The sequence below is a fragment of the Rhodococcus sp. ACT016 genome (assembly GCF_050477185.1).
Taxonomy (GTDB): Bacteria; Actinomycetota; Actinomycetes; order Mycobacteriales; family Mycobacteriaceae; genus Prescottella.
Window position 1 is genome coordinate 2655151 of the sequence record NZ_JBEAET010000001.1, and the last position, 24439, is coordinate 2679589.

A 24439-nucleotide genomic window follows, 5' to 3' on the forward strand; every position below is an offset into this window, starting at 1 on the left:
TCTTTCTCCCCCGCTCGGTTGAGATGCCGGGTTGCTGTCGCCAACGCGTATGGGGGCGCCCGCCGGTCGGTAGCAGCCGCTGACGCGAGACAAGGGACTGTCATCTCCGTCTGTCACAGCGCCTGAGGCGGACCACAAGGGCATCGCCCCAGAACTCCTCCCAGGGAATTCCATGCGATCGGTCACACGATTTGAGTCCAGCAAGACAGCCGATACCATTGCAGTAGCGCGGGTTTGGCGAGCTGGTACGAGCCGCGCACCAGCGGTGCGGGGCGAGGGTCAGCGGGACCGGCGTCACGCGGGTAGCGGCCCTGACGATGCGAGCGTGGGCCGGCGGCTCGACCCGACATCTGATCGAGCATGTACTGGTCAGGGCGGGCTACCCACGTGGTGACGTGCGGAACCCAGAAGTCGATACCGCCGATCAATGCCCGCCTAGCGATATCCGCGTTTCAAAAGGTAGCGGGCACCGGAATCGATCGCTGCCGGGTTCGCAACGCTGAAGTCGAATGCGTCCGCCAGTCGGTCCATGATGTTGAAAGCCAGGCACACAGCCAAAGCATCTTCAATCTGGTCGGCCGAAACACCCCGAGCGAGTACGGCCTGGATATCCTCGGGGGTGACGCAGTGCTCCAGGGTGAGCTTGCCGAGCAGGGTCAGTGTCGCCCGGAGCTTTTCGTCGATCGGCGCCGTCGTCACATCGGAGAGGGTCGCTGCGACCTTCGCATTGTCGTCGAACCACAAGCGTGATGTCGCCGAGTGAGCGGCGACGCAGAATGGGCTCTGGTTGACCTTCGACACGAAGGCTGCCATCAGCTCGCGATCACCGACCGACCACGTTGATGGCCCGCGCATCGCTGCGTGGGTGAGTTGACCGCCACCGTAGAACTCTGGGCGATACATCGCCAGCCTTACCGCGTCGAGAACCGGCTGACGTGATACCAACCGAATCAGCGCGAACAGGGCTTTTGTGCGAAGGCGCTGGTTCCGATCGAAAAGGGCGAGTCTCATCTCACGACTCCCTCGTTGCGACGGCAAGCGCAGCCAGCGCGTTCGCATACTGCCGGCTGGCTTGGCCGACCGCGGCGCACACCACGACCTCGAAGATCTGGTCCTCCCCGAGCCCCGCGGCGCGTACCGCTGCGACATCCTCGTCAGTCACGGTGTGGGCGGCGAACGCAACCTTGTCGATCAACGTCCGAACCGGCTCACCGAGATCGCGGTTGCCGAAAGCAGCTCGACGCAACTCGGTCGAAGCCGTCCCGTCGCCATCGATGACTCGCGTGACGAGTTCCTGATGCAGAGCAGCAAAGTCAGACATGGTGATCAGAAGTCCCCCAAGCCGTATGCAAACGCCACCTGAAGTTCCGCACCGAATAGAAGTAAGCATCGAAGTGCAGCCGTGGCCTGGCCGCGGTGCCTGATGCGCAACGCAATACGGACTCGTTCCGTCATCTGGCATCGAGTGATGCCAGGCGTCGCGCTTGTTCACCGCGACCACGCGTATCGACGGAACCGCGAGCTATGGCCCAGACCCGAGACGCGGATCGGGTGACCTCGGCGCTTCACCTGGCCGAGCACACGCTCGACGCTACTCAGATCAATCACGGCGTCAACCCTCACGAATCAGGCCTGCCGGAAGTAGGTAAAAGGAACGGCACCGCGCGCAGGGTCCAGGGCGCGGTGCCGCCCGACCCGCAATCTACCGCGCGTGCAGCGCGGGTGCACCGCAGGCATCAACGTCGCTAAGAGCCGCGGCGATCGTCAACTCCCTGAATGATGAACGCCCCGAGGGATACTCGGGGTGGTCGGTGTGGCCTACTTCCCGCGCGCCACAACGCACCGTACGCCGAGTGTGACGACAGGACACGGATGCCATGCGGGGCGCGCCGCACGGGCAACTGCCAGACGCCGGCTTGTGGCGGCTAGCGTGGTGATCTTCGACGCACTACTCGGTGACGGTGTCGGCGGAGTAGTGGGATTATTCCGTGCAGCCGACAGTCTTGGCAGCGCTCGGGGGTTGTGACGTAGGCCGTTGGTTCGGTATACGGGACGTATGACTTCAGGGAGTTCGTTGTCAGTCGTCGTACCCGCGTTCAACGAAGAGAACTACATCGGTGCCTGCCTGGAGGCGCTGCTCCTCCAGGCAGGGGATATCGACGAGATCATTGTCGTCGACAACAACTCCACGGACCGCACCGTCGAGATCGTCGAGAGGATCGCAGCACGAAATCCCATCGTGCGGTTGGTCCGGGAGACCACTGCGGGGGCTGTGCATGCGCGCAACGCCGGCTTCGACGCGGCACAAGGAGAAATCCTGGGACGGATCGACGCCGATACACGTGTCGAATCGGGTTGGGCTCGCGCTGTTCTCGACTTCTTCCAGCGTGCGGACACGACCGCGGTTGCTGCAGTGACAGGGCTGAGTAACTCGTATGATTCCCCGTATCGTTCCCTCAAGGGCTGGTACATCCGTCGATTGGTCGACACGGGCGCCCTCGGTGGCGAACAGCGAATTCGGAATCTTCACGGCGCCAACATGGCACTGCGAAAGTCCGTTTGGGAGCGGGTCGGGCGGTCGACGAGTACCGATCCCGATGTACACGAAGATGCCGATCTGGCCCTCTGTATCTGTGATTGCGGTCTGGAAATCGCCCAGCTGTCGCAGATGCGAGCGGACGTGTCCCCCCGCCGTGCGCTGACTCCACCCCGCGAGTTCGGGCACTACCTCCGCGCGGGAGTCACGACGCTGGAGCGGCACAACGCGATGACATCCCGCTATCGCCGGCTGCTGCGCCTGCATTGGTTCACTCATCTCGGCGCCTACCTGGCGTACCGGCCGTACGATCCCGATCGACATCGGTTCACGCTGCGCCGGTTGATCTTCGGGGGTCCCGCACGGACGATGCCGGTGACGGCCACGGTCCGAGGCTAGACGGTATGAGTCACGGTCGGTGTTGAGCCAGGGGTTGCGGGCCGGGGCCTCACGCAATCGTCCGGAGTTTGTGCTGTCTACGCAGAGCACGTCGATGGAACTGCCGGGGATCCTTGCCACTCAATTCGTTGAGAACTGGTCGCCTGAAGAACGCGACAGGCACGCATTCGGGGTCGCAAGTCGACGACCGTTCCGGCGACCGGAAGCGGCCGTCGTGCCCGCCTACTGTTCCCTGCATGACGACGAAGTGCGGTTGTTGAGCCGTGTCCGCTGCCGGGAATCGAGCCCGATTTCCGCACCGACAAGTGCAAGTGCTGCTGCCCCATCGAGCACGGCCGCGTCGGCGGAGGGCGACGTACCGTGCTCGGCGAACTCCGCGGTGTGGTGCGCTGCTCCACCGACGTCGTAGCCGATCGTGGGGTGAATTGCCGGGATCACCTGCGAGATGTTGCCCATATCGGTGGACGCGATGTGCTCACCGGCACGAGAGATCGGCGTTCGTCCCAGTCGTTGCAGTGCGCGCACGTAAGCGCCGGTCAGGAGGTCGTCCTGCAGAAGATCTGCAAACTCCTCGCCACAGGTGGCGACGGTCAGATCGGTCCCGCTGGCGATGGCGCCGGCCTGCAGGCACGCCTGGACCCTGGACTGAGTCCGACGAAGTTGGGCGAGCGTCTTTGCTCGAATCTCCACTGCGGCTGCGGTTTGCGCCGGAATCACGTTCGGAGCCTGCCCACCTTCGGTGACAATGAACGAGACGATTACGCCGGGTTCGAGTTGTTGCCGCAGCAGGCCGATGGCGTGGTACGCGATCGAAATGGCATCGAGAGCGTTCACACCTTCCCAGGGGGCAGTGGCGGCGTGGGCAGGCTTGCCCATGTATCGCACCGTCAATTGGGTCATGGCGAGCGACGAGCCACCGACCTCGTCCTGGGCGCCGGCGTGCACCATCATGGCGATGGCGACATCGTCAAAGATTCCTTCCCGCAAAAGAATTGCCTTTCCACCACCGGCTTCTTCGGCTGGGGTGCCGACCAACTTGACCCGGAGTCCGAGCTGATCGGCCACCTCCGCGAGTGCGAGGGCACCGCCGACAGCCGCGGCAGCGTTGACGTTGTGGCCACAGGCGTGCCCGATCCCAGGCAGGGCATCGTATTCCGCGCAGAAGCCGACCGTCAGTTCGCCTGCACCGTAGGTTGCGGTGAACGCGGTGTCCAGGCCGCCGACACCGCGTTCGACGGTGAATCCGGCCGCGGTCGCGAGAGCGGTGATCTTTCCGCATGATCGAAACTCTGCGAATGCGATCTCGGGTTCCCGGTGAAGGCTGTGACTCAGTTCGAGGAGCCGGTCGGACCAGCGCGCGACGGCCGCCTCGATCGCCGCAGCGACTTCGTCCACGGCGGTGTCCTGGGCCGCGGTCACCGCTGAGCCCCTCGCGTCCGGTAACACAGGCCCAGTCCCGCGCCGACCAGAGCGACGCCGGCGCACACGGACCACAGCCAGAGATACGCGCTCAGGGTGACACCGGCAGAGGTCTGGTGCGCTGAGATGATCGCCCCCACCACCGAGGCTCCGATTGCTGCGCCGAAGGACAGTGCGAGCTCGTTGATACCCGCCGCCATCGCGGTCTCGGTCTCCACGACGGACTCCACGCAGAGCGCACGAGTCGAAGCCTGGTATCCGCCGAAGCCGAGTCCGAGCAACGCGATCGCCACGAGGTACTGCGAGGCCGTGTCGTGCCACACCAGCAGGCTCAGAAACGCGGCCGCGATGACGACTCCGGAAAGCGCAAGCGTGTAACGCTCGCCGAGCCTACGGAGCAGCGTTGCGGTGGACAGCGAACTACCCAGCGCGAACACGTTCAGCGCCAGAACGACCAGCGCAATCGCTTGTGGACCGTAGGACAGACCGATGCCGGACCGGGCGGGTGACGAGCCAAGGAAGATTGCGTTGGCGCCGAAGAACCCGATTGTCGAGAACGCCAGGCAGAAGGTGATGCCGGAAACGATGGCTACCGGCGGATTGGTCAGCATCCGCATGTTCACCAGCGGCGTCATCGATCGCGAGTCGGTGGCGATCCATGCCGCGAGCATGACCAGTCCCACGACCAGCGCGCCGACTGTGCGCGGGGAGGTCCATCCCCACTCGCCACCGATCGAGAGCGCAGTGACGACCCCGACGAGCCCTGAGGCCATCAGCACGAACTGCAGGACGGGAAACCGCTCACCGGTGTGAGGCGAGCCGTCCGGAAGAACCATGCCCGCGACAACGGCCAGAACCGCCACCGGCACCGCCGCCCACAATCCCAGTGTCGCCGAATGCTCACTGAGCGAACCCGAGACGACCCCACCGAGGCCCACCGAGGCGGTCAAGACTCCGACCAGAATGCCCACTCCGGATCGCCGGTGTTCCGGGGCCCGGTACCGCAGGATCCCGATGAGCAGCGGCATGAAACCGACGACCGCGGCCTGTAGGACGACACCGACGGAGAGGGTGAGCGAATTCGGTCGGACTGCCATCAATAGAGTGCCGGCAGCCACGAGGGCGATGGAGACGCGCAGGTAACGCCGGTACCCGTACGAGTCTCCGAGCTTCGCCAACAGCGGCGTCCAGACAGCGAACGCAAGCTGGGAAAGCAAGTAGATCCGAGTCTGCCCCGCTTGGGTGATGTCCAGGCCCTCGCCGAGCGACGGCAGCAGGGGCGTCAGGTATCCCTGGGTGACGCCGCTGAGCAGCTCGACGAGTGCCATCGAGCCCAACAACGCGGTGATCGGCAGCCGCCGCTGATCGGCCACGTCTGCGCCTGGTGGTGATTGTGTCGACATGATTGAACCTCGACAGTGGAAGGGGCCTGGAGACCAGGATGCGCCGGAAGCGCGCACACCACTGTGGGTGGCCCACATCACCCGAGCCCGGAAATGACCGATAATTGACACGAGTGATTGGCAGGATGCCTGAGATGAACGCACAGGTCGGGTCGGAGCTCGATATTGCGATCGTGGACGCACTTCAGATGAATCCGCGCGCCGACTGGGCCGAGATCGCGCAGACACTGCGGCATACTCCGAAAACACTGGCTCGGCGCTGGCGCCACCTGTCCAATGACGGCTCGGCCTGGATCGCGCTCGTCCCGGGCCCTGCATTCGTCCGTTACGGGTGTGCAGCCTTCGTGACGGTCACGTGCCGACCGCAAATCAAACGCGCGGTCGCTGCTGCCTTGGTCGCCGAGCCGGCGATTGTCTCGGTGTCGAGCACGTCGGGTGACGCGGACTTCCTCCTCGATGTCTTCGTCCCCACACTCGACGGCCTCACCCGGCTGATCGACGAACGAATCGACCCCATCGAGGGGATCGTCTCCGTGACCGCGATGGTCGCGCTGGCAACCTTCCGCGAAGGCTCACGCTGGCGGGTGCAGGCTCTCGACCTGCGCCAGTCCGCTCTCCTGAGTACGCGACGCCCGGTCAATCCGCGACGACCCGTGCCCCCGCTCGACGACCTGGACCGCCGGCTACTCGAAGGCCTCATCCATGACGGACGACGATCCTGGACCGACCTCTCTGAACACTGCGGAACTACCGGGCCAACCGCCCGTCGTCGTGTCGAAAGGATGATCGACTCCGGCCGTATCGCGCTGCGCTGCGAAGGCGCCCCAGCCATCACCGGGCCCGTCGTACCTACGACGTTCATGATCGCCGCACCACCGGACCAGTTGAACACCATCGGCGATTCTCTTGCCAGTCTCTCGAAATGCCGTGTTGTCGAGGCGATCACAGGCCGTTCCAACGTTCTCCTGACAATGTGGCTCAGGTCCACCACGGACATCGCCGCGTTCGCGGCCGCATTGGCCCGCGAACACCCCCGGATCGCAATCACGGACACATTCGTGGCCCTCCGAACCTACAAACGGGGTGGATTCCTCCTCGACACCGAGGGACGTGCCAGAGATGTGGTGACGTCGGCCTCACTCTTCGCCGACGTCGACGTTCCGTAGAGCAGTGCGAGGCCAGGGCAGTGATTGCGCGGATCGACCATCTCGCGTCCACCACTCCAGCGCAGTTTGAACTTTGCAGTCGACTTACGCCCGCCCACAGTGCATGTCGGATACATCGGACCGCACAAGGACACGCTCAATAGGCGGCGATAGCGGGCTCTGAGCATCCTTCGTCGGGCGCCGACGAGGAACGGCGGTCCACGATCACCACGTGCAGGTTCCGGGGCCCGTGGACACCCTCGACGCGTTCGAGTTCGATGTCCGACGTCGCTGACGGCCCGCTGATCAGCGTGGTGGGACGCTCGGGCACCAACCGGCCGAGCGCCTCGGGGACGCCGACCTCGACGCTGTCGATCGTCACGACGCACACGTGGAGGTCCGGGACCAGGGTCAGCGCCCGGCGGCCCTGGTCGGGGCTGCCGTCCAGGAAGATCGTGCCGGTCTCGGCGCACGTGACAGCCGACGCGGTCACGACGCCGTCCAGGTCGGACAGCTGCGGGGCCGGCACGTCGGACGAGTCGACGACCACCTCGCCATCGAACCGCGCCAGCCACGAATCGTTCAGTCCCGCAGGCACACCGACGCGGCGTACATCGAGGTCACCCAGCACGCCCGCCAGCACGCCGGGCAACTCGTCGACGCCACTGCGATGCACCACGGCCTTGTAGTCGACGAGCCGATCGACCAACAGCTCGACGCATTCGTCGTCGGGCATCGTCCGACCCGTGCGGTAGTTCCGCGGAACCTCAACCGCGGCGGGCGGTGCGAGCGTCAGCGCGTCCCGGATCCGGCCCATGATGACATCGCGTGAGCTCACTGCTGCGCCTCCTTGCGTGCGTTGTCGATCGCGGCGCGTCCCTCGGCGGTATCCCACCACTGCCGGAACGTCTGCTTCGGCGGTGCGGGGATGTCACGGGCGTCGGTCCACCCGTTGAGCGGTGGGGGCAGCGTCGAAATCTTGCCCTTCTTCCCGGCCATCACTCGCCCGAGTCCGGCGGCCTTCTGCGCCACCGTGAATCGCTTGGCCGACGACATCGCGATCGACGCGGCCTTCATCGCGGCTGCCTCGGCACCGAAGCCGGACTGCTGCACCTTCTGGTGGCGCAGCTCCACCAGCAGCGACGGAATGTCGATCTTCACCGGGCACGCGTCATAGCAGGCTCCGCACAGGCTCGACGCGAACGGCAGGGTCGAGTTCGGGTCGCCCTTGCCGTCCATGCCCGCCAGCTGCGGGGTGAGCACCGCACCGATCGGCCCCGGATACGTCGAGCCGTACGCGTGCCCACCAGTGCGCTCGTAGACGGGGCACACGTTCAGGCACGCCGAGCACCGGATGCAGTTGAGCGCCTCCCGGCCCACACTGTCGGCGAGCGCGGCCGTGCGGCCGTTGTCGAGCAGAACCAGATGGAAGTCCTGCGGCCCGTCGCCGGGAGTGACCCCGGTCCACAGCGACGTGTACGGGTTCATCCGCTCCCCCGTCGACGAGCGCGGCAGCAGCTGCAGGAACACCTCGAGATCCTGGTACCGCGGAATCACCTTCTCGATGCCCATGACGGTGATGAGGGTCTGCGGCAGCGTCAGGCACATGCGGCCGTTGCCCTCGGACTCCACGACCCCGAGCGTGCCCGTCTCGGCGATGCCGAAGTTGGCTCCCGAGATTGCCACGGGCACCGTCATGAACTTGTGCCGCAGGAACTTCCGCGCGGCGGCGGCGAGATGTTCGGGATTGTCGTCCAGCTCCGGGTCGACGTGGGCCATCTCCCGCAGGAAGATCTCCCGGATTTCCGACCGGTTGCGGTGGATCGCGGGCACCAGGATGTGCGAGGGCTTGTCGTGGCCGAGCTGGACGATGAGCTCGGCCAGGTCGGTCTCGTAGGCGTGGATGCCGTTGGCCTCGAGATGCTCGTTGAGCTCGATCTCCTGCGTCGCCATCGACTTGACCTTGATGACCTCGTCCGAGCCCGACGCCTTCACGAGATCGGTGACGATCGCGTTGGCCTCATTCGCGTCAGCGGCCCAATGGACGGTGCCGCCGCGCGCGGTCACCGCGGCCTCGAGCTGGTCGAGCAGCTCCGGCAGCCGGCCCATCACCTCGGTCTTGACGGCCGAGCCGGCGTCGCGCAGATCCTCCCAGTCGGGCAGCTCGCCGGTGACGTTCAGCCGCTTGGCCCGGATGGTGTGCGTGGCTTTGCCGATGTTGCGGCGCAGCTGGGTGTTGGCAAGCTCGTGGTGCGCGGCGGACGGGAACGTCTCCTGGCCGCGCAGGAACCCGACGCCCTTGGGCGCACGCGGCGGGAACGCCGGCAGCCCCAATGCAACCCCGCTCATGCGGTCACCTCCAGGTTCTCCGTCGACGCCAGGATCTCCGCCAGATGCACCGTGCGAGCACCCAACTGCAGCCGGGACATCCCGCCCCCGATGTGCATCAGGCACGACGAGTCACTGGCAGAACAGAATTCGGCCCCGGTGTCCGCGACGTTGCGGATCTTGTCGGCCAGCATCGCCGTCGACGTCTCCGCGTTCTTGATCGCGAACGTGCCGCCGAACCCGCAACACGAGTCGGCCTCCGGCAGCTCGACCAGATCGATCTCGCGCACCGCCCGCAGCAGTTGCAGCGGCTTGTCGCCGACGCGGAGCATCCGCAGCGAGTGGCAGGTCGGGTGATAGGTGACGCGGTGCGGAAAGTACGCGCCGACGTCCGTCACTTCGAGCACGTCGACCAACAACTCCGACAGCTCGTATGTCTTCGCCTTCACCACGTCGACCTGCCCACAGAGCGATGCGCTCCCGTACCGCCTGGCGACGATCTCGTGCTGGTGCCGCACCGAACCGACGCACGAACCCGACGGCGCTACGACCGCGTCGATCGAGGTGTCCCCGAAGTTGTCGGCATAGTTCTGCACCAGCGGCAGGGCGTCGGGCTGATAGCCGGTGTTCACGTGCATCTGCCCACAGCAGGTCTGTCCGGGCGGGAACACCACCTCGTGACCCAACCGCGTCAGCAGCAGCGCGGTGGCCCTAGGTGCGTTCGGGAACATCGTGTCGCCCAGGCACGTGGCGAACATCGCAATGCGCATGCAGGTCTCCGAGATCGAACGTCAATGTGGTCAGACCACAGTAAGCCATGGTCAGAGCCTCGACGCAAACCCACGATCGCGACCAGCGCCGCTACCCGAGCGCGCCGCGCCCGGCGCACGAGGCTGTCGCCTCGAGCAAGCCAGTCCGACCGGACCGCCTCGATCGGCACGTGGCTCGCCTGCAGTCGGCCCCGGTCCCGAGCTGGATGCTGCCGTGATCGGACTCGGACGCGATCGCCACACGGCCTAGGCTGACGTGTCATGACGTCCGAGTCCCCGAGCAGCGACCTGACGACCGCGTCGCACCCCCGCGCCTGGGAGCAAGTACTGAACACGGTCGAGGCCATGATGGTCTCGGGAGAACTGCTGCCCGGCCAGCGCCTCCCCGGCGAGAGGACCCTCGCCGCCGATCTCGGCGTCGGGCGCTCGTCCGTCCGAGAGGCGCTTCGCGTGATGGAGGCCCTCGGCCTGCTCAAAGCACAGACCGGGTCGGGACCGAACGCCGGCGCGATGATCGTTTCCCGCCCCACCGGCGGGATGACAATGCTCATGCGCATGCAGGTTGCCGCGCACGGATTCCCGGTGTCCGACGTGGTGCAGACCCGTCTGGTGCTCGAATCGGAGGTGATGCGCACCCTCGCGCAGACACCGTCCGCGGACCTGACAACCGCCGTCGAAATGCTCGACTCGATGGACGAGCCAACGCTGACCGCCGACGAGTTCCTCGTCCTCGACGCCCAATTCCACGTCGCGATGGCGGACGCGGCGGGCAACCAGGTCATCGCGGCGATGATGGCGGGCCTGCGCGCATCGATCGAGTCGTACGTGGTGGCCGGCGTCGACGTAGCCGCGTGGCCGGGAACCTGCACGCGTCTGCGTCACGAACACCGCGGCCTGGTCGATGCCGTGGCCAAGGGCGACGCGCCCCTCGCGCAGAATCGGATCGTCGCCCACATCCGCGGCTACTACGAAGGCGTCCGCACGGACTCCTGAGCCACGATCACCACGTGCAGATGCCACGGGGTTGCCTTTGTTGCGCAGATGTGCCCCTGGTTGGACGGACCATCGTTCGCGACTGCGTGCGGGTATGCCGTGACACTTCCTGCGCTGACGCCGATTTCGATCGACCACCCGCTTCTTCATCCCGGAAATGGCGCCGGGCCGCCAGGCCCGACCGTACGACACAGCCGCGACAGTGCCGGTGACACTCTCGTCGCGTCGGGCAATGTTCCCGTGACGTGGTCCGGACTACTCACTCACGCCGCCGTCACCGGGATTCGCGGCCGTCGACGACCACGGCACCGTCGACTTCCTGGTGAGCCTGGCGCGCGCCTGACCGTGACGGCGCGCAGCAACGGCATGATCGCCGTAATTCCTTGCTGTGCAGACTTCCTTGCTGCGCAGACGTTTACTGCGTCACCGCAGACCTGTCCCGTCGGCGGTGTTCCGTCCGGGAACCCGAACGGCCGCCTCAGGGGTACGCACAGGCTCACCATTTCAAATCGGCCGATGGACCATGTTGTCGGACCCGTGTCCCACCTTGACTGAACCCAACTGTGTCGCGGCAAGGTTGATGTGCCTGCACGGAGGGCCGCCAAGATGCCGCCCGCCCAGACCTGTTGGCGTTCACCGCGTTCCCGAAACAGATCTGGCGGCAGATCTGGTCGAACAACCCGCAAGTGAGGTTGAACAAGGAGATCCGTCGGCGCACCGACGTCGTCGGCATCTTCCCCGACCATGCCGCCTTGATCCGTCTCGTCGGCGCAGTCCTCGCCGAACAGCAGTGGTCAACGTCCACGCCCTGGTCGCGGTCGGGGTCAACGCCGACGGCTACCGCGAAATCCTAGGCGTCGACGTCACCTGCGACGAGGACGGCGCTGGCTGGCTCACCTTCTTCCGTTCCCTGGTGGCCCGCGGCCTGTCCGGGGGTGAAACTGGCGACTTCCGACGCCCATGCCGGCCTGGTCGCGGCGATCGGCGCCACCCTGCCCGGCGCTTCCTGGTAGCTTTGCCGCACCCGCTATGCGGTGACCGACATCAGATTGGTATGACGAGTGGATCGAAGGCCGCCGCTACCTCGGACTCGACGTCCTCGCCCACGCCCGCGGCGACAAACCCGCCGACACCACCACGGAACCCGCGGAGGGGGTCACACCCGCACTGACCGCTTGACCCAGTACCGAGGAATCACGCGATGACCTCGTACACCACGCATTTGGACTTGACCGATTCACCTAGGTTTTCGGTGTAGCGCTGCGATCCGCGCGGCGTGATCTGGCCTGGCCGATTCCGGCAAACCTGACCATTTACTCTGCCTGCTTGTTACGGTTCGATCGGAGCTGGAATAGGCACATTGACCGGTCATTCCAGCTCCACCCCACTTTCGACCCGACCCGGATCATCGACGGCATCAACGCTCGCGAATCCGGCCGACGCGGAACATGGGGCACCGCGCGGGTTCAAGGTCACGGCGCCGCCCACGGGGCCATGGTGCCATCACGCATGCAGCGCTGGTGGCGCTGTGGACAGTGGCCTGATGCGAATCGCGGCGGCAGTGTCGCGGGGGGCCGCACGCCGTTGCTACGACAACGTGGCCGCACACGACAGAGGCCGTCGATTACCCCTAGCGACTATTGGCTGGCCGTAGCAGAAATCAATGCCGCATGCACCGCGGCAACGATCGGACAGGCACCCAACCGAACTAGTTCAACGGAGACCTTCGGTCACTCCCGCGCTCCTACCAGGCAATCATTGGACAGATGTCCATTATCCGCGTGGCCTGCAAGAACTCACCCGACAAACGATTGAAAGCGAATTGCCCGAAATCGCATCCGCCGCGCACCTCGGATTGGTAGCGTGCCGATCGCGCGATCAAGATCGCGCACCACAACCGGTCCTTCGGGGAAGGACCGCAACAGAGGAGAAAAGTATGGGTACCGACACGAACAGCAACCCGCTCAGCGCCCTGCTCGCCGCCCTGCTCGGCGCACTCGACGGGCTCGACCTCACCAGTCTGCTGGGCTCGCTGGCGACCCAGGAGCAGTAGCGCAGTAGCCCGTCTCCGCGATCAGGGTAGCGGGCCTCGATCGGCAGGATGAGAAGTGCGACCAACACATCCGAACCGAACGAGGCCCGCGTGTCCCACCGGCGGCCGGACCGTCCAGAGACGGCATGTCATCCCACTGCCCACCGGTGATCGTCACCTTGACATCGGGAGTCTCGACCGTCGTGACGATCACCCCAGCGACGGTCGTCGCCACCGGGAGGGTGTAGGCGACGCCACCGGCCTTCTCGAGTTCGGCGTCCGGAAGGACGACGAGCTGGCCGGCCTCGACGTCCCGCACCGCCGAGACCTCTCCGGTCCCGGGTTCGATGAGGACCTCGACGACACGAATCTCGCTCAGATCCGTGACGCCGTAGGGGATCTCCCAGTTGCACAGCACGCCGTACTCGTCGACCGCGTTCGACGGACTCTCCTGCAGCCCAGCGATGTACGGTGCGACCGCAGGGGCAACATCGCTGCAGCTCGCGAATCGCGCCAGCGCATCCGCTCCCGAGGCGCTCACTGCGTCCTCCTGGGCGACCGCGATCCTTTCGGCTTGGCGTCCCGGGCCGCTTTGTCGGTGTCGTCGGAACCGCAGGCACTGACTGCTGCGACGAGAAGAAGCGCCACAGAAACAAACCGAGCATTTCGAATCATGCAATTCATCAAGGTGGTCGGTCGACCGAGAGCGCCGATCGCGGGTCATCGTCGGATCATCGCTGATGGAACTCGGCCAGCGGTGCGCGCACGGGTACGCGACGGGGAGAGCAGAGGTGATCTGCGACTGGGAGAGAAGGCTGACCGCGTTCATTGACTCGATGCGGCTTCGCCAGCTACTGATCTCGGTGTAGGCAGGCAGCGCTTCGCCACGAAGCGTGCACGAGCCGCACGTTGTGCGGGTGAGCCTTCCCTCTGCGCACATCTCGGCGGCAGACACTCTCATGTTCGCCGCGGCCAGTCCCATGATCTCGCCGGCGAGGGTGAGCATGTCCAGTCCGAACTAGACCTCCGGACTTGCAGTCAGATGAGCAGATGCGGAAAGCCGGCGACCCGCACTTCCACCCGGCGGTACTCGAAGACCTCAAGGCCGAGGCGAAGCAGCGAGGCTTGTGGAACCTGTTCCATCCACATCCCAGAACGGGCGCCGGACTGTCCAACCTCGAATACGCCCACTCGCCGAGATCATGGGCCGCAGCCACCTCGCGCCAGAAGCCTGCAACTGCAGTGCCCCCGACACCGGCAACATGGAGGCACTCGAGCTTTTCGGTACAGACGAGCACCGGGAGAAGTATCTCCAACCGCTTCTCGACGGCACCATGCGGTCGGCGTTCGCGATGACTGAACCAGCGGTGGCTAGCTCCGACGCCATTAACGTTGAGCTATCGATGGTCAATGACGGTGACGACTACGTCCTCAACGGCCGGAAGTGGTTTGCGTCCAACGCACTTCATCCGAACTGCAAGGTGCTGATCGTCATGGGCAAGACCGAACCGAGCGCGCCGACTCATCGACAGCAATCGATGATGGTGGTCCCGATCGAAGCTCCCGGCGTCACCGTCCTGCGCAACCCGCCGGTATTCGGATACCACGACCGCGAGGGCCACGGAGAAATCGACTTCAAGAACGTGCGGGTTCCCACCAAAGACGTACTCGAGGGAGACGGAGAGGGCTTCGCAATCAGTCAGGCGCGCCTCGGCCCTGGCCGCATCCACCACTGCATGCGCGCGACCGGCATGGCCGAGCGTGCCCTGGAACTGATGTGCCAGCGCGCACAGTCGCGAGTCACTTTCGGCAAGCCGATCGCTGACAACGCCAACGTCCAGGACTGGATCGCGGAGGCGCGCTCGACATCGAAATGATCCGCCTGCTCCCCCTCAAGGCCGCATACCTGATCGACACACTCGGCAACAAGGAAGCACAGACGGAGATCGCCGCGATCTAAGTCGCAGCCGCCACAATCGCGCTGAAGATCGTCGATCGCGCCATCCAGGTACACGGCGGCGCTGGCGTCACCGACAACTTCCCGCTCGCACCGGCGTACGCACACCTGCGCTCCATGCGTTTGACCGACGGGCCCGACGAGGTTCACAAGCGTGCCATCGCGCGACGCGAACTGCGTCGGCACCGCAATCTCCGACCGGAAGGGCTCTGACCGTCACCCGGCATCAGAATCCAGCCGGCCGGCAGTGCCGCAAGCGTTCCGACATCCTGACTGTTGCCATCGACCGGCAACGAACCCGAATTCCCTCTCGTCGAAGGTTCCCGCAGGCCGGCGCGGTGCTCAGCGCGACGCCCCGGAGCAGTTGGCCATCTATCGGCACCCGCGTGATTCAACCACCCCAATTTCCTTGAACAGGCGCGTATGTTGCTGCCCCATAGATGAGATGCGCTCCACATCCGATCGCCTCAGGGCGGACATCGACAAGGAGAGACACCATGACGACAAGGCTCAGAGGTAGCCTCCGGAACGCGGTGTTGGCCGCTCTCGCGGCCACTACGACGGCCCTTGCGCTGGCCACACCGGCATCCGCACAGCCAGGTGCCGTCGAGTACGTCAACCTCGGCGACAGCTTCAGCGCCGGGTCGGGGGTCTTCCCCACCGCCCCGGGGCAGCCGCTCCAGTGCTGGCAGTCGGAACGGAACTTCGCCCACATCGTGGCCGCCGAACTCAACTACCGGCTCACCGATGTCAGCTGCGGCGGCGCGAAGACCGAAGACTTCTACGCACCCCAATATTCAGGCACCCGAGCACAACTCGACGCGCTGTCACCGTCGACCGAACTCGTCACCGTCATGATCGGCGGAAACAACAACAACACCTTCGGCGGCGCAATGGCATCCTGCATCGCCGCGGCGGCGACGAATCCGGGCGCCCACAACCCCTGTCAGGCACGCTACGGCGACAGCCTGACCGAGCCGGTCGTCAGCCGGACCTACCCAGCCCTCGTCCGCGCCCTTGATGACATTCACGCCCGCGCACCGTATGCCCACGTCGTCATCGTCGGATACCCGTGGCTGCTTCCACCGAGCGGCGGCTGCTTCCCGCAGCCGATCGCGCCGGGCGACGTCCCTTACCTGCGCGACCTGCAAGCGACACTGAACGACGCTGTGCGGCGGGCGGCCGCTGAGACGGGCACGACCTTCGTCGACACGGCGGCTGTGTCGGAGGGCCGGGACAGCTGCCAGCCAGTCGGGGAGCGGTGGATCGAACCGATGCTCTTCGCCACGCAGCCGGTTCCCGTGCACCCGAACGCCGACGGCGAACAAGCACTCGCACGCGAAGTCATCAGCGCGATCGAGAACAACTAGCCCGGTCCCGGCCAGCGGCGGCGGTAGTGGGGCTTGGTTGCTGCCGAGCCTCACTACCACTGACCTGCCTTCTGCGTCTCCGGGAGACAACCGGAGCGATGCCGCGGTCACAGCGAGTGGTGCGCTGCAACAACACTGGAACGGCTAGAGATCCTCTGTACGAATTCTGAGCAGCAAGAGGTCAGCATGGGTGAAGCCGGCACCGCGAGGGAAGATGCTCGAGGTGCCGACGACGACGTCGACCGGTGTGGTGAGTTGCCGCAGGACCGGGGACTCCGGGAACGACTCGGCCCAGCCGTCGAGGCCTGGTCCGGTCATCGTGCCAACTTCAGGGCCGCTGGGGCTTGCCTTGCGTCAGGAAGATGGCAGTGATTCAGCACAGTGTCGGTCGGGAAAGACGGTTACGGGTCGACTCACCGGTCTCGTAGTCATAGTTCAACAGCACCTGCCGCTGGGCTGGACGGCCGGCGCGACTCTGTCGGGGTGAGTGCGCCGACCCACGACCCGGACTGGGCTAGGGTCCCGAACGTTGCTTCAGTTCTGTGGTGACCGTGACGCAAATGCTGGCTGGACCACACCGGGCGTCGAAGCCCGCGCAATTTACGACAACTCCCAAAAAGTAATCGCGCATCGTAGGGAATTTCAGCTGAATAGCTGACCAGCAGACCCGCGTCTGACGTCGATTGTTCTGATTGAAACACCAATTCCTTGACAGTTGAAACCCGACCCTTTAGAAGGAATTTCAAAAACCGTGGACTCAAGACCTTGGTCACCGCGGGCGGCCACTTCGTCGCCGCCGTCATTGAACGCATAGCCTGATCCCGATATGCCAAAATACCCGGGTCCTGGGTGCGAGTAAACCGAAGGTCGACGTGTAAGCCGAGATCAGCGATAGCGTCTTGACTTGCAGGTGGGCGGGCCTCGGTGAGTGCCCGGTTGCGAAGGTCGGAGTCGAAGCGCAACGGCTTGGCCGAGCGAACCTATCAGTCAGCTCCGGACCTGGACCTTCGCCGCTACCAAGTGACTTAGCGGATCTCAAGACAGACGCCGTCGGCCTCAGCGACCTCGCCCGGCGCACCTACGCTGGAGTGCCGGGCGAGGTTCGTGCGGAGAAAGCCGCCGTGGGTCAGCTGCCGAAGCCGGAGGTCAGTCCCTCGAGTGAGCCGAAGGAGCCGGTGCCTCCACCGGTGATCGGCGGATCCAGGGCCGGGTTGCTACCAGTGACGACCACGCTGACCTCGCCGGAGGTGGCATCGCTCCACTGCTGGTAGCCGGCGGTGAAGCCCGTGAATTCGGCGTGGTAGCGGTGAGTTGTGGTCCGCGGCGCCCGCGCGATGACATCGTTCAACACGATTTCGTTCCCGGCGGGCAGGGCTACAGGCTCGCCCACGGGCTGGCCGTCGCGGTAGAGCTGCACCGTCGCCTGCGCCGGGTAGGGGCCGGCGGGCTTGGTGAGGTTCGCCGTGATGGCCACCGCAACATCGCTGGTGGTTTCCTCACCGAGCTTGGCGCGGACCGCACCGAACTGGAGGGTGTTGAAGGCGGTGATATCCGCGGTGTTGGTCACGGTGATGGGAGTGGAAGTGCTCGCGGCCACGTCCCCGTCGACGCCCGCGTACTGGGCGACCACATTCCGGACTTGGTCCGGCTGCCCCTGCGCAACCGGGGGGAAGGTGTAGTCCAGGGTGGCCACACCACTGGCGTTCGGGACCGCGGTACCGAGGACGTTGCTGTCTGCGTCGAGGAACTTCACCTGGCCTTGCGGAAGCGAAGCAACCGCGCCGTACTGGGTTCCGACCTGTGCTGTGAACGTGGTCGGCTGACCCGGGCCCAACCGGCTGACGCTGCTGGTGAGCGTGGTGGTGGAGGGCAGCAGGACCGGGTCGAGGTCATCGACGACGGTGGTGGTCAGCGCGGCCGCCTCGGGGCCGGAACTGCACTGCGCCGGTCCCCACGGGCTGCTGCTGCGGACCCACTGGAGATCCGTCGAGGCGGCGGTGCCGTCTCCGGTGTGCTCCTCGTTCGCGCCGGGCAGTCCGATGCTCATCGTTGCGCCCGGCTGCGCGGGGGCGCGCAACGTGATGTCGACCTTGGGGAGCCGGAAATTGGTGTTCTGGGCAACCGTCGTGCCACCGGTTGAATTGATCGAGGTGCTGGTTCCGAATCGGGCCGAGGCGCCGCCCCAGATCCGGGCCACCGTGCCGTTGGGATCGGTGAGTTTGGTCTGCGAGTTCACCCGTATTGCCGAGCGTGCGGCGCCACCGAGGCCCGTGTCCCCGCCCGCCAGGCTGAGGCCCAGGATGGTGGCGTTGGTCGGTAGCGCGTAGTCGAGGGTCAGGCGGTTGATCACGCGCGTGTTGTTGCGCATCTGTCCCGGTTGCACCGAGACGGTGAAGATCTCGCCGGGGGCGACCGCTTCGGGGTAGGCCACGGTGAACGAGTTCGGCGAGACGACCGAGTTGCCGGCGTCGACTCCCAAGCAGGTGAATGTCACCTCCTTCTCATCCGTGATCGTTGCGGTTTGCGCGCCGGCGGCCGGTACCACGGCCGTGGTGGCAACGATCGCCATGGCGGCTCCAGCTAACGCCGGTCCGGCTTTTTTCATCAACATGTGAACTCGCCTTCGACTACGGGACAGATGGGTGTCGATCTCTGGGCACGGCTGTATTTCAACACAATTACGATGCTCGGTGACAAAAAACACATTAATTGGGCGAAAGTTGGCTATGGTGCAGCAAGCTCGGGTGCCGCACCTACTCGCGGCTATTACGGCCATCACAGCTTTTTTGCGAACTCGGGCGTGCTCACCACTACTGCGAGGAGCAAGAAATCATGACAGCAACACCGAAACCGGCCCGCCGGATCGCCGTAACCGCCCTGGCCGCCGCCGCGGCCCTCGCCACCGGCGCGGGAGTAGCTTCCGCCCAGATCCCTGGCGAAACCCGGCCGACCACAGTGTTCCCCGTCGACGATCACCGGATACAGCTGGCCGTCGACGGACCCAACGTCAGCACCGGAACCGTCAGCGGTTCCATCCAGAACAACACCGACAGCAACCTCACCTGCACCGGGCTCGACGGCGGTCCGGCAGGCACGGTGACAAGGGACACCATCGTCGCCAGGTCGGTCGACTTCCACGCCGAATTCCCCTACTCCCCCCTGGCACCGATGGACATCACCGTGCAGGGTGGCGACAGCCAGCAGTTCGGTTTGGGTAGCGCGGCCGGCGCGGCAGGCAGTATGGCGGGGTTGTTGTGGCCCGATCTGGCTGCGCTGAACGTCATTTCGGCGGAGTACGACGAAGCACGACTCGCCGGCCAAGTCGGCAAGATGGCCACCTCGGTGACCATCCCGGCCCGCACCAGCCAGCCGTTCACCGTCAACCTCGACCGTGCCAGCGTCGGCGGCTGGACGGATTTCAGCACCGGTGTCTTCCTGACATGCGTGCTGGACGGCCAGCGGTACGTCTTCCACGGCTACGAGAACGGCCGCCCCGCCCACCTCCCCGAAGCTGACGGCGGCACCCGTTTCCTGGGCAGCTGAGTTCACTGCATCCACCCCTCGGCGACCCTGTGGCGCCGACCACCCGACTCCATCTGGCTGTGACGACGGCCAGACCACGAGGAGAAGCATTCATGAGAATATCCGTCAAAACCGCGGCCTGTGCCGGAGCCGCCGCGGCTACCCTTGCCGCCACCACCGTGCTGACCGGCGGCGTGGCCGCCGCCTACATCCCCGGCGCCAACAACAACGGCGTCGTGGTCATCACCGACAGCGACCTGGTACAGGTCACCGTCAACAACAAGGCACCGAACGCACCCCAGGTCACCGGGACGATCAAGAACACCGGAGACCGCCCGCTGCAGTGCGGCACCCCCCAGAAGGACGGAACACTGGGTCCGGGTCAGGTCACCGAAGCCGACATCGTCACCCGCGCGAAGGACTTCTACAGCACCCACATCTTCGAGCCCGGCGGATTCGCGATTCCGTACGGCGGCGGCGTGCAGACCGCCGGAAGCCTGTACAACATCCTGCCTGCCAACAGCAGTCTCACCGGTTCTCTGCTCGGCGACTCCGGTGCAGAGATGTTGAAGCTCCGCGAGATGCAGGAGGACGCCCGAGTCGCCGGCCACACCGGGGACCCACGAGTCGGCACTGCCACCACCTTCACGCTCAACGCAGGCCAGACCTCCAACTGGGTCGCGGACCTGGCTCCCTCCACGACCGGTGACCGTGGTGAATGGCAGGCGGGCGCCATGTTCTTCTGCCGCAACACCACCGCCCCCGTCGACAACTTCGTCTTCGCCGGTTACGAGCCCACACCCGAGGAGCCGTGATGCGCCACCCAATCTCCGAAACATCACCGACTCTCGGTCATCCGCAATCCCCCGAATCCGCTAGGAGTCACATGGCCACCACCTTCCGTCGGGCCGCCGTCGCGACCACCGCGGTCGCTGGACTGGCACTGGCCGGCGCCGGCGTCGCCGGGGCGGCAAACGTCATCCCCGGCGACACCGACCCCGGCATCACCATCATCACCAGCCAGCCCGGCGTCACCGTGACGATCGACTCGGTCGACCGCGCCACCGGAGCGGTCTCCGGCACATTCGTCAACAACTCCGGGATGAACCTCAACTGCACCGCACCGAACCCGAATCCCAATCTGCAACGCGGCGGGACGGTCAGCACCGCCACCGTGGTCCGGGACTCGCTGGACTACTACACCCAGTACCAGAGCGACCAGGCTGGGACCATCGCCGCCGGTAGCACCGTCCTCATTACGAAAGTTGGCGTGACCGTTCCCTTCTGGCCGCTGCTCCAACTCGTCCCCACCGGCAGCCTTGCAGGCTCGCTCAGCGACGGCACGGCCGAGTCAGCCGCCATCGTCAACGCCCACACAGACGCCAAGATGCACGGTCTCGCGGGCGAGGTTGGGACCTTCACGGTCAACAACGGAACGACCAAGGCATGGAACACCACCCTGAGCCCGGCGGCGATCGGTGAACGCAGCACCGACGAACTCGGCGCGATCTTCGTCTGCCGCGTCGGCACCACGGCGAACGTTCCGCACTACGCGTGGGTCGGATACGAAAGCGGTGAACCGCCTGCCCCCGACACCGACTCCGGCAGCCTCACGAACGGATCGCTCGGCTCCTCGCAACAGGCCCCCGGATCTGCCGGCCTAGGCAGCGCAGGCTCCAGCGAAGAATAGAACCACGACAACGGCGAAAAGACGGTTGCTGACAGCTGACCCGCCGAGGCCGACCACCGTCGTCGGCCTCGGCGAAAGGCCGCTGCCATGCGTCGAAAAGGGGACCAACACGACCGCACCAGCCACGCGGGCTGCCTAACCCAACCTGCGACCCGCTCGTGCGGCAGTCCCCTCTCTGCAGATCAGCGTTGGAGCCGGCCTCCCGCGCTGGCTGGATCTTGTCCGATGAAAACTGCAACGAACGCCGAAACAGAGCCCTGCGCGTCACCAAAGACGCAGTACTGGCCCAGTCGATGCATGCAATCACGTCAGGGATCGCCTGTCTCGGCAGACGCCCGACCCGCTTCGGACACCAAACGCCCTGGGCCTCGTTACGCGGCTTCCGCGCCCACATCTCTGTCAGCTTCGGCGCGGACAACTCGAACTCCCGCGCGGATCGACCGTGACCTCGCCCGCCAGGAGACGCCGCACCACCTCGAGCTTGAAGTCGCCCGATCGTGCGGTCACTAGCGCTCATCTGTCACGAACCGCCACCGGTCATGCAATCGCCTGACAGCCGCCCCGCTCGCTCCCACCGCCGTCGCGACCTTGCGATCACCCGAACCAGCTTCGAATAGCACTATCGCCGCAACACGTTTACTCCTCGTACAACCAACTTCGTCCAAGCATGACACCGCTCCCCGTAAGTCGGAACTCGACTTCTCAGTCCAACTTCTGGAGAGCAGTCCACGTTTGCGCCCGCAACGCATGAAAGGACCCTCACGTGTCGAGGGGAACGTTCCAGATCATCAGTGCGGTGAATTGCCAATCCAGTACCGGGCGGTCGAACCCGATGGCACCGTGAGCGTGCACGACCGAGCGCAGCTGGACGGCCCACGCATCGCCTATCGGGTCGGCGTGAACGATCCTGAGCGTGCTGGTGAGGGTGTCGCTTTCCTGGACCGGTCCGGTGTGGTCGCACGAGTGCCAACCGAGTACGGTCACCAGGCTCGGTAGAGCTCGTGTCGCCTGCGCGAGTGTGATGCCGATCGTGTGTCCGCCGCACACCAGACGGGAGCCGGCAATTCGCTCGTCGTGATGGACGGTGGCGATCTCCACACGTTCGGTCCCGATTGCCCGGAACATATTCGCCACATCATGTTTCGCGATTTGTTGCGCAGCCATTCCGACGATCGCGACAGGTACGCGCGCGCCAAACGTGAGGCGGACAGTGCCCCACAGACAGTGATGGAGTACAACAAGCGCAAGAGCGCCGTGATCGCCGACATCTACAACCGCGTCTTTCGCGCGGCGGGCCTTCGCTGACGCGCACCTGCGGCCGGCAGTAGCCCACTGAACAGCCAACATCCGAACATTCTGTCCGTCAGAAGAACTCGTCGAGGAGCGTGCAGAAGGCGATCTCCTTAGTGTCGATCCGGTCCCTGCCGTAGCGCTCCATGAACCGATGCGCATACCGGGGCCGGTTGCCTTCCTTTACGGTCGATCCGAGACCAACTGCAGATCAGTGCTATTCGTCGATCTTGCATATGCGCTCGATCCCACGACTACACGCCCTCGTCCCCCGGGCACCTGTAGCACTTGACCACGACTCATCGCGACGCAAGATCCAATCGGTGGACGAATATTCACTCGAAATGCCCGATGGACACGGGTACCCTTGCCGAAGTGTCGGTATCGTCCCATTCGAGCGTGTCTCGTCTGCATGGCCGCGCGCAACGGGACCTCCGCCGCTGCTTTCGGACTGCCGCGCAGCTGTCGGACGGCCGACGTCGTCGACTTCCAGTTCTGCGATACGGCAACATGAAAGGACAACGGATGGACTCCGGTCAGCTGTCGGCATCCCAACTCCCACTCAGCGCACGAGTCAGCGCACCCGACACCGTGGAGACCCCTGCGGTCGGCGGGGATCTGACTTGGCGGGCGACCACGAAGGATGACATCTCAGCATTGTTCGAACTCGTCCGCGCCGCCGGCGCGGTCGATCATCCGCGTGTCCTCGTGATGATGGACGAGCTCGAAGAGGACTTCGCGAGCGCGGATTTCGATCCGGTCGTCGATTCCGTCATCGCGTTCGATCCCTCGGGGCGCGCGGTCGCCTATGCGACGTCCACACTGCAATCCAGCCAGGAGACAATCGTGGAGGTTTCTCTTGCCGGCGCCGTCCACCCGGACCGGCGCGGCGAGGGAATCGGAACCAGCCTGATCCGCTGGCAGGAACAGCGGGGTATGCAGCACCTCGCCGGATCCGACAAGCATCTCCCCGGTTGGCTGGCGGGGGGTGCCGAGGAAAATGCCACGGCGACAGTGCGATTGTTCCACCGGAACGGATTCGAGTCGCTGCGCTGGTGGTACGAACTCGAACGCAACCTCACCCAGCCGATCCCCGACATCAGCCTCGACCCTGACGTCCGGATCGAGATGTACAGCCCGCAGTGGTCCGAACCGACCAGGCTCGCTCACAACGATGCGTTCCGCGATCACTGGGGCAGCCAGCCGGTCCTCCGCCCCGACTGGGAGGCCGGAGACCGCCTCAGCACCACCCGACCCGATCTCTCGTTCCTCGCTGTCGCCCGCGACGACGCTGGACAGGACAGAGTCGTCGCCTACGTGCTCAGCGAAGTCAACGAGGAGGAGTGGCCGGCCCACGGATACTCCTTCGGGTACATCAATTCCGTAGGAGTCGTACGAGAGTGGCGCGGCCGGAACCTGGCTCGCGCACTGCTGACGCACACCATGCGCGCGTTCGCCGACAAGGGCCTCGAGCGCGCGATCCTCGACGTCGATGCCGAGAGCCCCAGCGGCGCTGTAGCACTGTACGAGGGTCTCGGCTTCTCCACAGTCAATCGCTCGATCAGCCTCGTGAAGCAGTTCTGAC

The 24439-nt window shown here is 65.3% G+C and carries 20 protein-coding genes and 3 pseudogenes; 12 read left to right on the forward strand and 11 right to left on the reverse strand.

The genetic code is table 11. The annotated features are described in order from the left end of the window. Positions 1-435: 435 nt before the first annotated feature. Together ACQ5DX_RS12255 and ACQ5DX_RS12260 are read right to left on the reverse strand one after the other, a co-directional pair. Positions 436-1011, reverse strand: a complete 576-nt coding sequence (locus ACQ5DX_RS12255; protein ID WP_430332884.1) for a carboxymuconolactone decarboxylase family protein — start codon at positions 1009-1011, stop codon at positions 436-438. Between the two features lies 1 nt (position 1012). Further along, positions 1013-1321 (reverse strand): hypothetical protein, encoded by a 309-nt coding sequence (locus ACQ5DX_RS12260; protein ID WP_430332885.1) that lies wholly within the window; start codon positions 1319-1321, stop codon positions 1013-1015. A 735-nt stretch (positions 1322-2056) separates the two neighbouring features. Between ACQ5DX_RS12260 and ACQ5DX_RS12265 the strand changes: the two genes are divergently transcribed. Continuing rightward, entirely contained in the window at positions 2057-2935 is an 879-nt protein-coding gene (locus ACQ5DX_RS12265) for a glycosyltransferase family 2 protein (RefSeq protein ID WP_430332886.1), read from the forward strand. A gap of 222 nt (positions 2936-3157) precedes the next feature. On the opposite strand, the gene ACQ5DX_RS12270 is transcribed toward ACQ5DX_RS12265, so the two are convergent. Both ACQ5DX_RS12270 and ACQ5DX_RS12275 read right to left on the reverse strand, forming a co-directional pair. Continuing rightward, a complete protein-coding gene (locus ACQ5DX_RS12270; RefSeq protein WP_430332887.1) occupies positions 3158-4354 on the reverse strand; it encodes an amidohydrolase in 1197 nt (398 codons plus the stop codon). Further along, on the reverse strand, positions 4351-5757 hold the full coding sequence (locus ACQ5DX_RS12275) for an MFS transporter (RefSeq protein WP_430332888.1): 1407 nt from the start codon (positions 5755-5757) through the stop codon (positions 4351-4353). The genes ACQ5DX_RS12270 and ACQ5DX_RS12275 overlap by 4 nt, the downstream gene beginning before the upstream one ends. Positions 5758-5891: 134 nt before the next feature. Between ACQ5DX_RS12275 and ACQ5DX_RS12280 the strand changes: the two genes are divergently transcribed. Beyond that, positions 5892-6923, forward strand: a complete 1032-nt coding sequence (locus ACQ5DX_RS12280; RefSeq protein ID WP_430332889.1) for an Lrp/AsnC family transcriptional regulator — start codon at positions 5892-5894, stop codon at positions 6921-6923. 136 nt (positions 6924-7059) lie between these two features. On the opposite strand, the gene ACQ5DX_RS12285 is transcribed toward ACQ5DX_RS12280, so the two are convergent. The 3 genes from ACQ5DX_RS12285 to ACQ5DX_RS12295 are packed head-to-tail and all read right to left on the reverse strand — an operon-like array spanning position 7060 to position 10000. After that, positions 7060-7740, reverse strand: coding sequence for a LutC/YkgG family protein (locus ACQ5DX_RS12285; RefSeq protein ID WP_430332890.1), 681 nt, complete (start codon positions 7738-7740; stop codon positions 7060-7062). Beyond that, positions 7737-9251 (reverse strand): LutB/LldF family L-lactate oxidation iron-sulfur protein, encoded by a 1515-nt coding sequence (locus tag ACQ5DX_RS12290; protein WP_430332891.1) that lies wholly within the window; start codon positions 9249-9251, stop codon positions 7737-7739. Before ACQ5DX_RS12290 ends, ACQ5DX_RS12285 begins: the two co-directional genes overlap by 4 nt. Beyond that, a complete protein-coding gene (locus tag ACQ5DX_RS12295) occupies positions 9248-10000 on the reverse strand; it encodes a (Fe-S)-binding protein (protein ID WP_430332892.1) in 753 nt (250 codons plus the stop codon). The genes ACQ5DX_RS12290 and ACQ5DX_RS12295 overlap by 4 nt, the downstream gene beginning before the upstream one ends. A gap of 261 nt (positions 10001-10261) precedes the next feature. Here ACQ5DX_RS12295 and ACQ5DX_RS12300 point away from each other — a divergent pair, with 261 nt between their 5' ends. The 3 genes and pseudogenes from ACQ5DX_RS12300 to ACQ5DX_RS12310 form a co-directional block, all read left to right on the forward strand. Next, the gene (locus tag ACQ5DX_RS12300; RefSeq protein WP_430332893.1) at positions 10262-10993 is read left to right on the forward strand and encodes a FadR/GntR family transcriptional regulator; all 732 of its coding nucleotides are present in this window, start codon (positions 10262-10264) and stop codon (positions 10991-10993) included. Between the two features lie 605 nt (positions 10994-11598). Next, positions 11599-11781, forward strand: a pseudogene (locus tag ACQ5DX_RS12305) (transposase); the annotation flags it as partial. Between the two features lie 2 nt (positions 11782-11783). Continuing rightward, positions 11784-12172 (forward strand): annotated as a pseudogene (locus ACQ5DX_RS12310) (transposase); the annotation flags it as partial. A gap of 833 nt (positions 12173-13005) precedes the next feature. Here ACQ5DX_RS12310 and ACQ5DX_RS12315 read toward each other — a convergent pair. Further along, a complete protein-coding gene (locus ACQ5DX_RS12315) occupies positions 13006-13566 on the reverse strand; it encodes a hypothetical protein (RefSeq protein WP_430332894.1) in 561 nt (186 codons plus the stop codon). 500 nt (positions 13567-14066) lie between these two features. On the opposite strand from ACQ5DX_RS12315, the pseudogene ACQ5DX_RS12320 reads away from it, so the two are divergent. Next, a pseudogene (locus tag ACQ5DX_RS12320) lies at positions 14067-15195 on the forward strand (acyl-CoA dehydrogenase family protein); the annotation flags it as partial. Between the two features lie 284 nt (positions 15196-15479). Next, on the forward strand, positions 15480-16352 hold the full coding sequence (locus ACQ5DX_RS12325) for an SGNH/GDSL hydrolase family protein (RefSeq protein ID WP_430332895.1): 873 nt from the start codon (positions 15480-15482) through the stop codon (positions 16350-16352). A gap of 144 nt (positions 16353-16496) precedes the next feature. Here ACQ5DX_RS12325 and ACQ5DX_RS12330 read toward each other — a convergent pair whose 3' ends face one another. Both ACQ5DX_RS12330 and ACQ5DX_RS12335 read right to left on the reverse strand, forming a co-directional pair. Continuing rightward, positions 16497-16670, reverse strand: coding sequence for a hypothetical protein (locus ACQ5DX_RS12330; RefSeq protein ID WP_430332896.1), 174 nt, complete (start codon positions 16668-16670; stop codon positions 16497-16499). 808 nt (positions 16671-17478) lie between these two features. After that, positions 17479-18921 (reverse strand): Ig-like domain-containing protein, encoded by a 1443-nt coding sequence (locus tag ACQ5DX_RS12335; RefSeq protein ID WP_430332897.1) that lies wholly within the window; start codon positions 18919-18921, stop codon positions 17479-17481. Between the two features lie 69 nt (positions 18922-18990). Here ACQ5DX_RS12335 and ACQ5DX_RS12340 point away from each other — a divergent pair, with 69 nt between their 5' ends. From ACQ5DX_RS12340 to ACQ5DX_RS12355, 4 genes are all read left to right on the forward strand, one after another. Beyond that, on the forward strand, positions 18991-19188 hold the full coding sequence (locus ACQ5DX_RS12340; RefSeq protein ID WP_430332898.1) for a hypothetical protein: 198 nt from the start codon (positions 18991-18993) through the stop codon (positions 19186-19188). Beyond that, the gene (locus tag ACQ5DX_RS12345; RefSeq protein WP_430332899.1) at positions 19185-19895 is read left to right on the forward strand and encodes a hypothetical protein; all 711 of its coding nucleotides are present in this window, start codon (positions 19185-19187) and stop codon (positions 19893-19895) included. Before ACQ5DX_RS12340 ends, ACQ5DX_RS12345 begins: the two co-directional genes overlap by 4 nt. A 92-nt stretch (positions 19896-19987) precedes the next feature. After that, complete coding sequence (locus ACQ5DX_RS12350; protein ID WP_430332900.1) at positions 19988-20689, forward strand: hypothetical protein; 702 nt, start codon at positions 19988-19990, stop codon at positions 20687-20689. 71 nt (positions 20690-20760) lie between these two features. Continuing rightward, a complete protein-coding gene (locus ACQ5DX_RS12355; protein ID WP_430332901.1) occupies positions 20761-21564 on the forward strand; it encodes a hypothetical protein in 804 nt (267 codons plus the stop codon). Between the two features lie 759 nt (positions 21565-22323). Here ACQ5DX_RS12355 and ACQ5DX_RS12360 read toward each other — a convergent pair. Continuing rightward, positions 22324-22911 carry a hypothetical protein gene (locus ACQ5DX_RS12360; RefSeq protein ID WP_430332902.1) on the reverse strand — a complete coding sequence of 196 codons (588 nt, stop codon included), beginning with the start codon at positions 22909-22911 and terminating at the stop codon, positions 22324-22326. Positions 22912-23379: 468 nt separating this feature from the next. Between ACQ5DX_RS12360 and ACQ5DX_RS12365 the strand changes: the two genes are divergently transcribed. Beyond that, positions 23380-24438 (forward strand): GNAT family N-acetyltransferase, encoded by a 1059-nt coding sequence (locus tag ACQ5DX_RS12365; protein ID WP_430332903.1) that lies wholly within the window; start codon positions 23380-23382, stop codon positions 24436-24438. Position 24439: the final 1 nt, after the last annotated feature.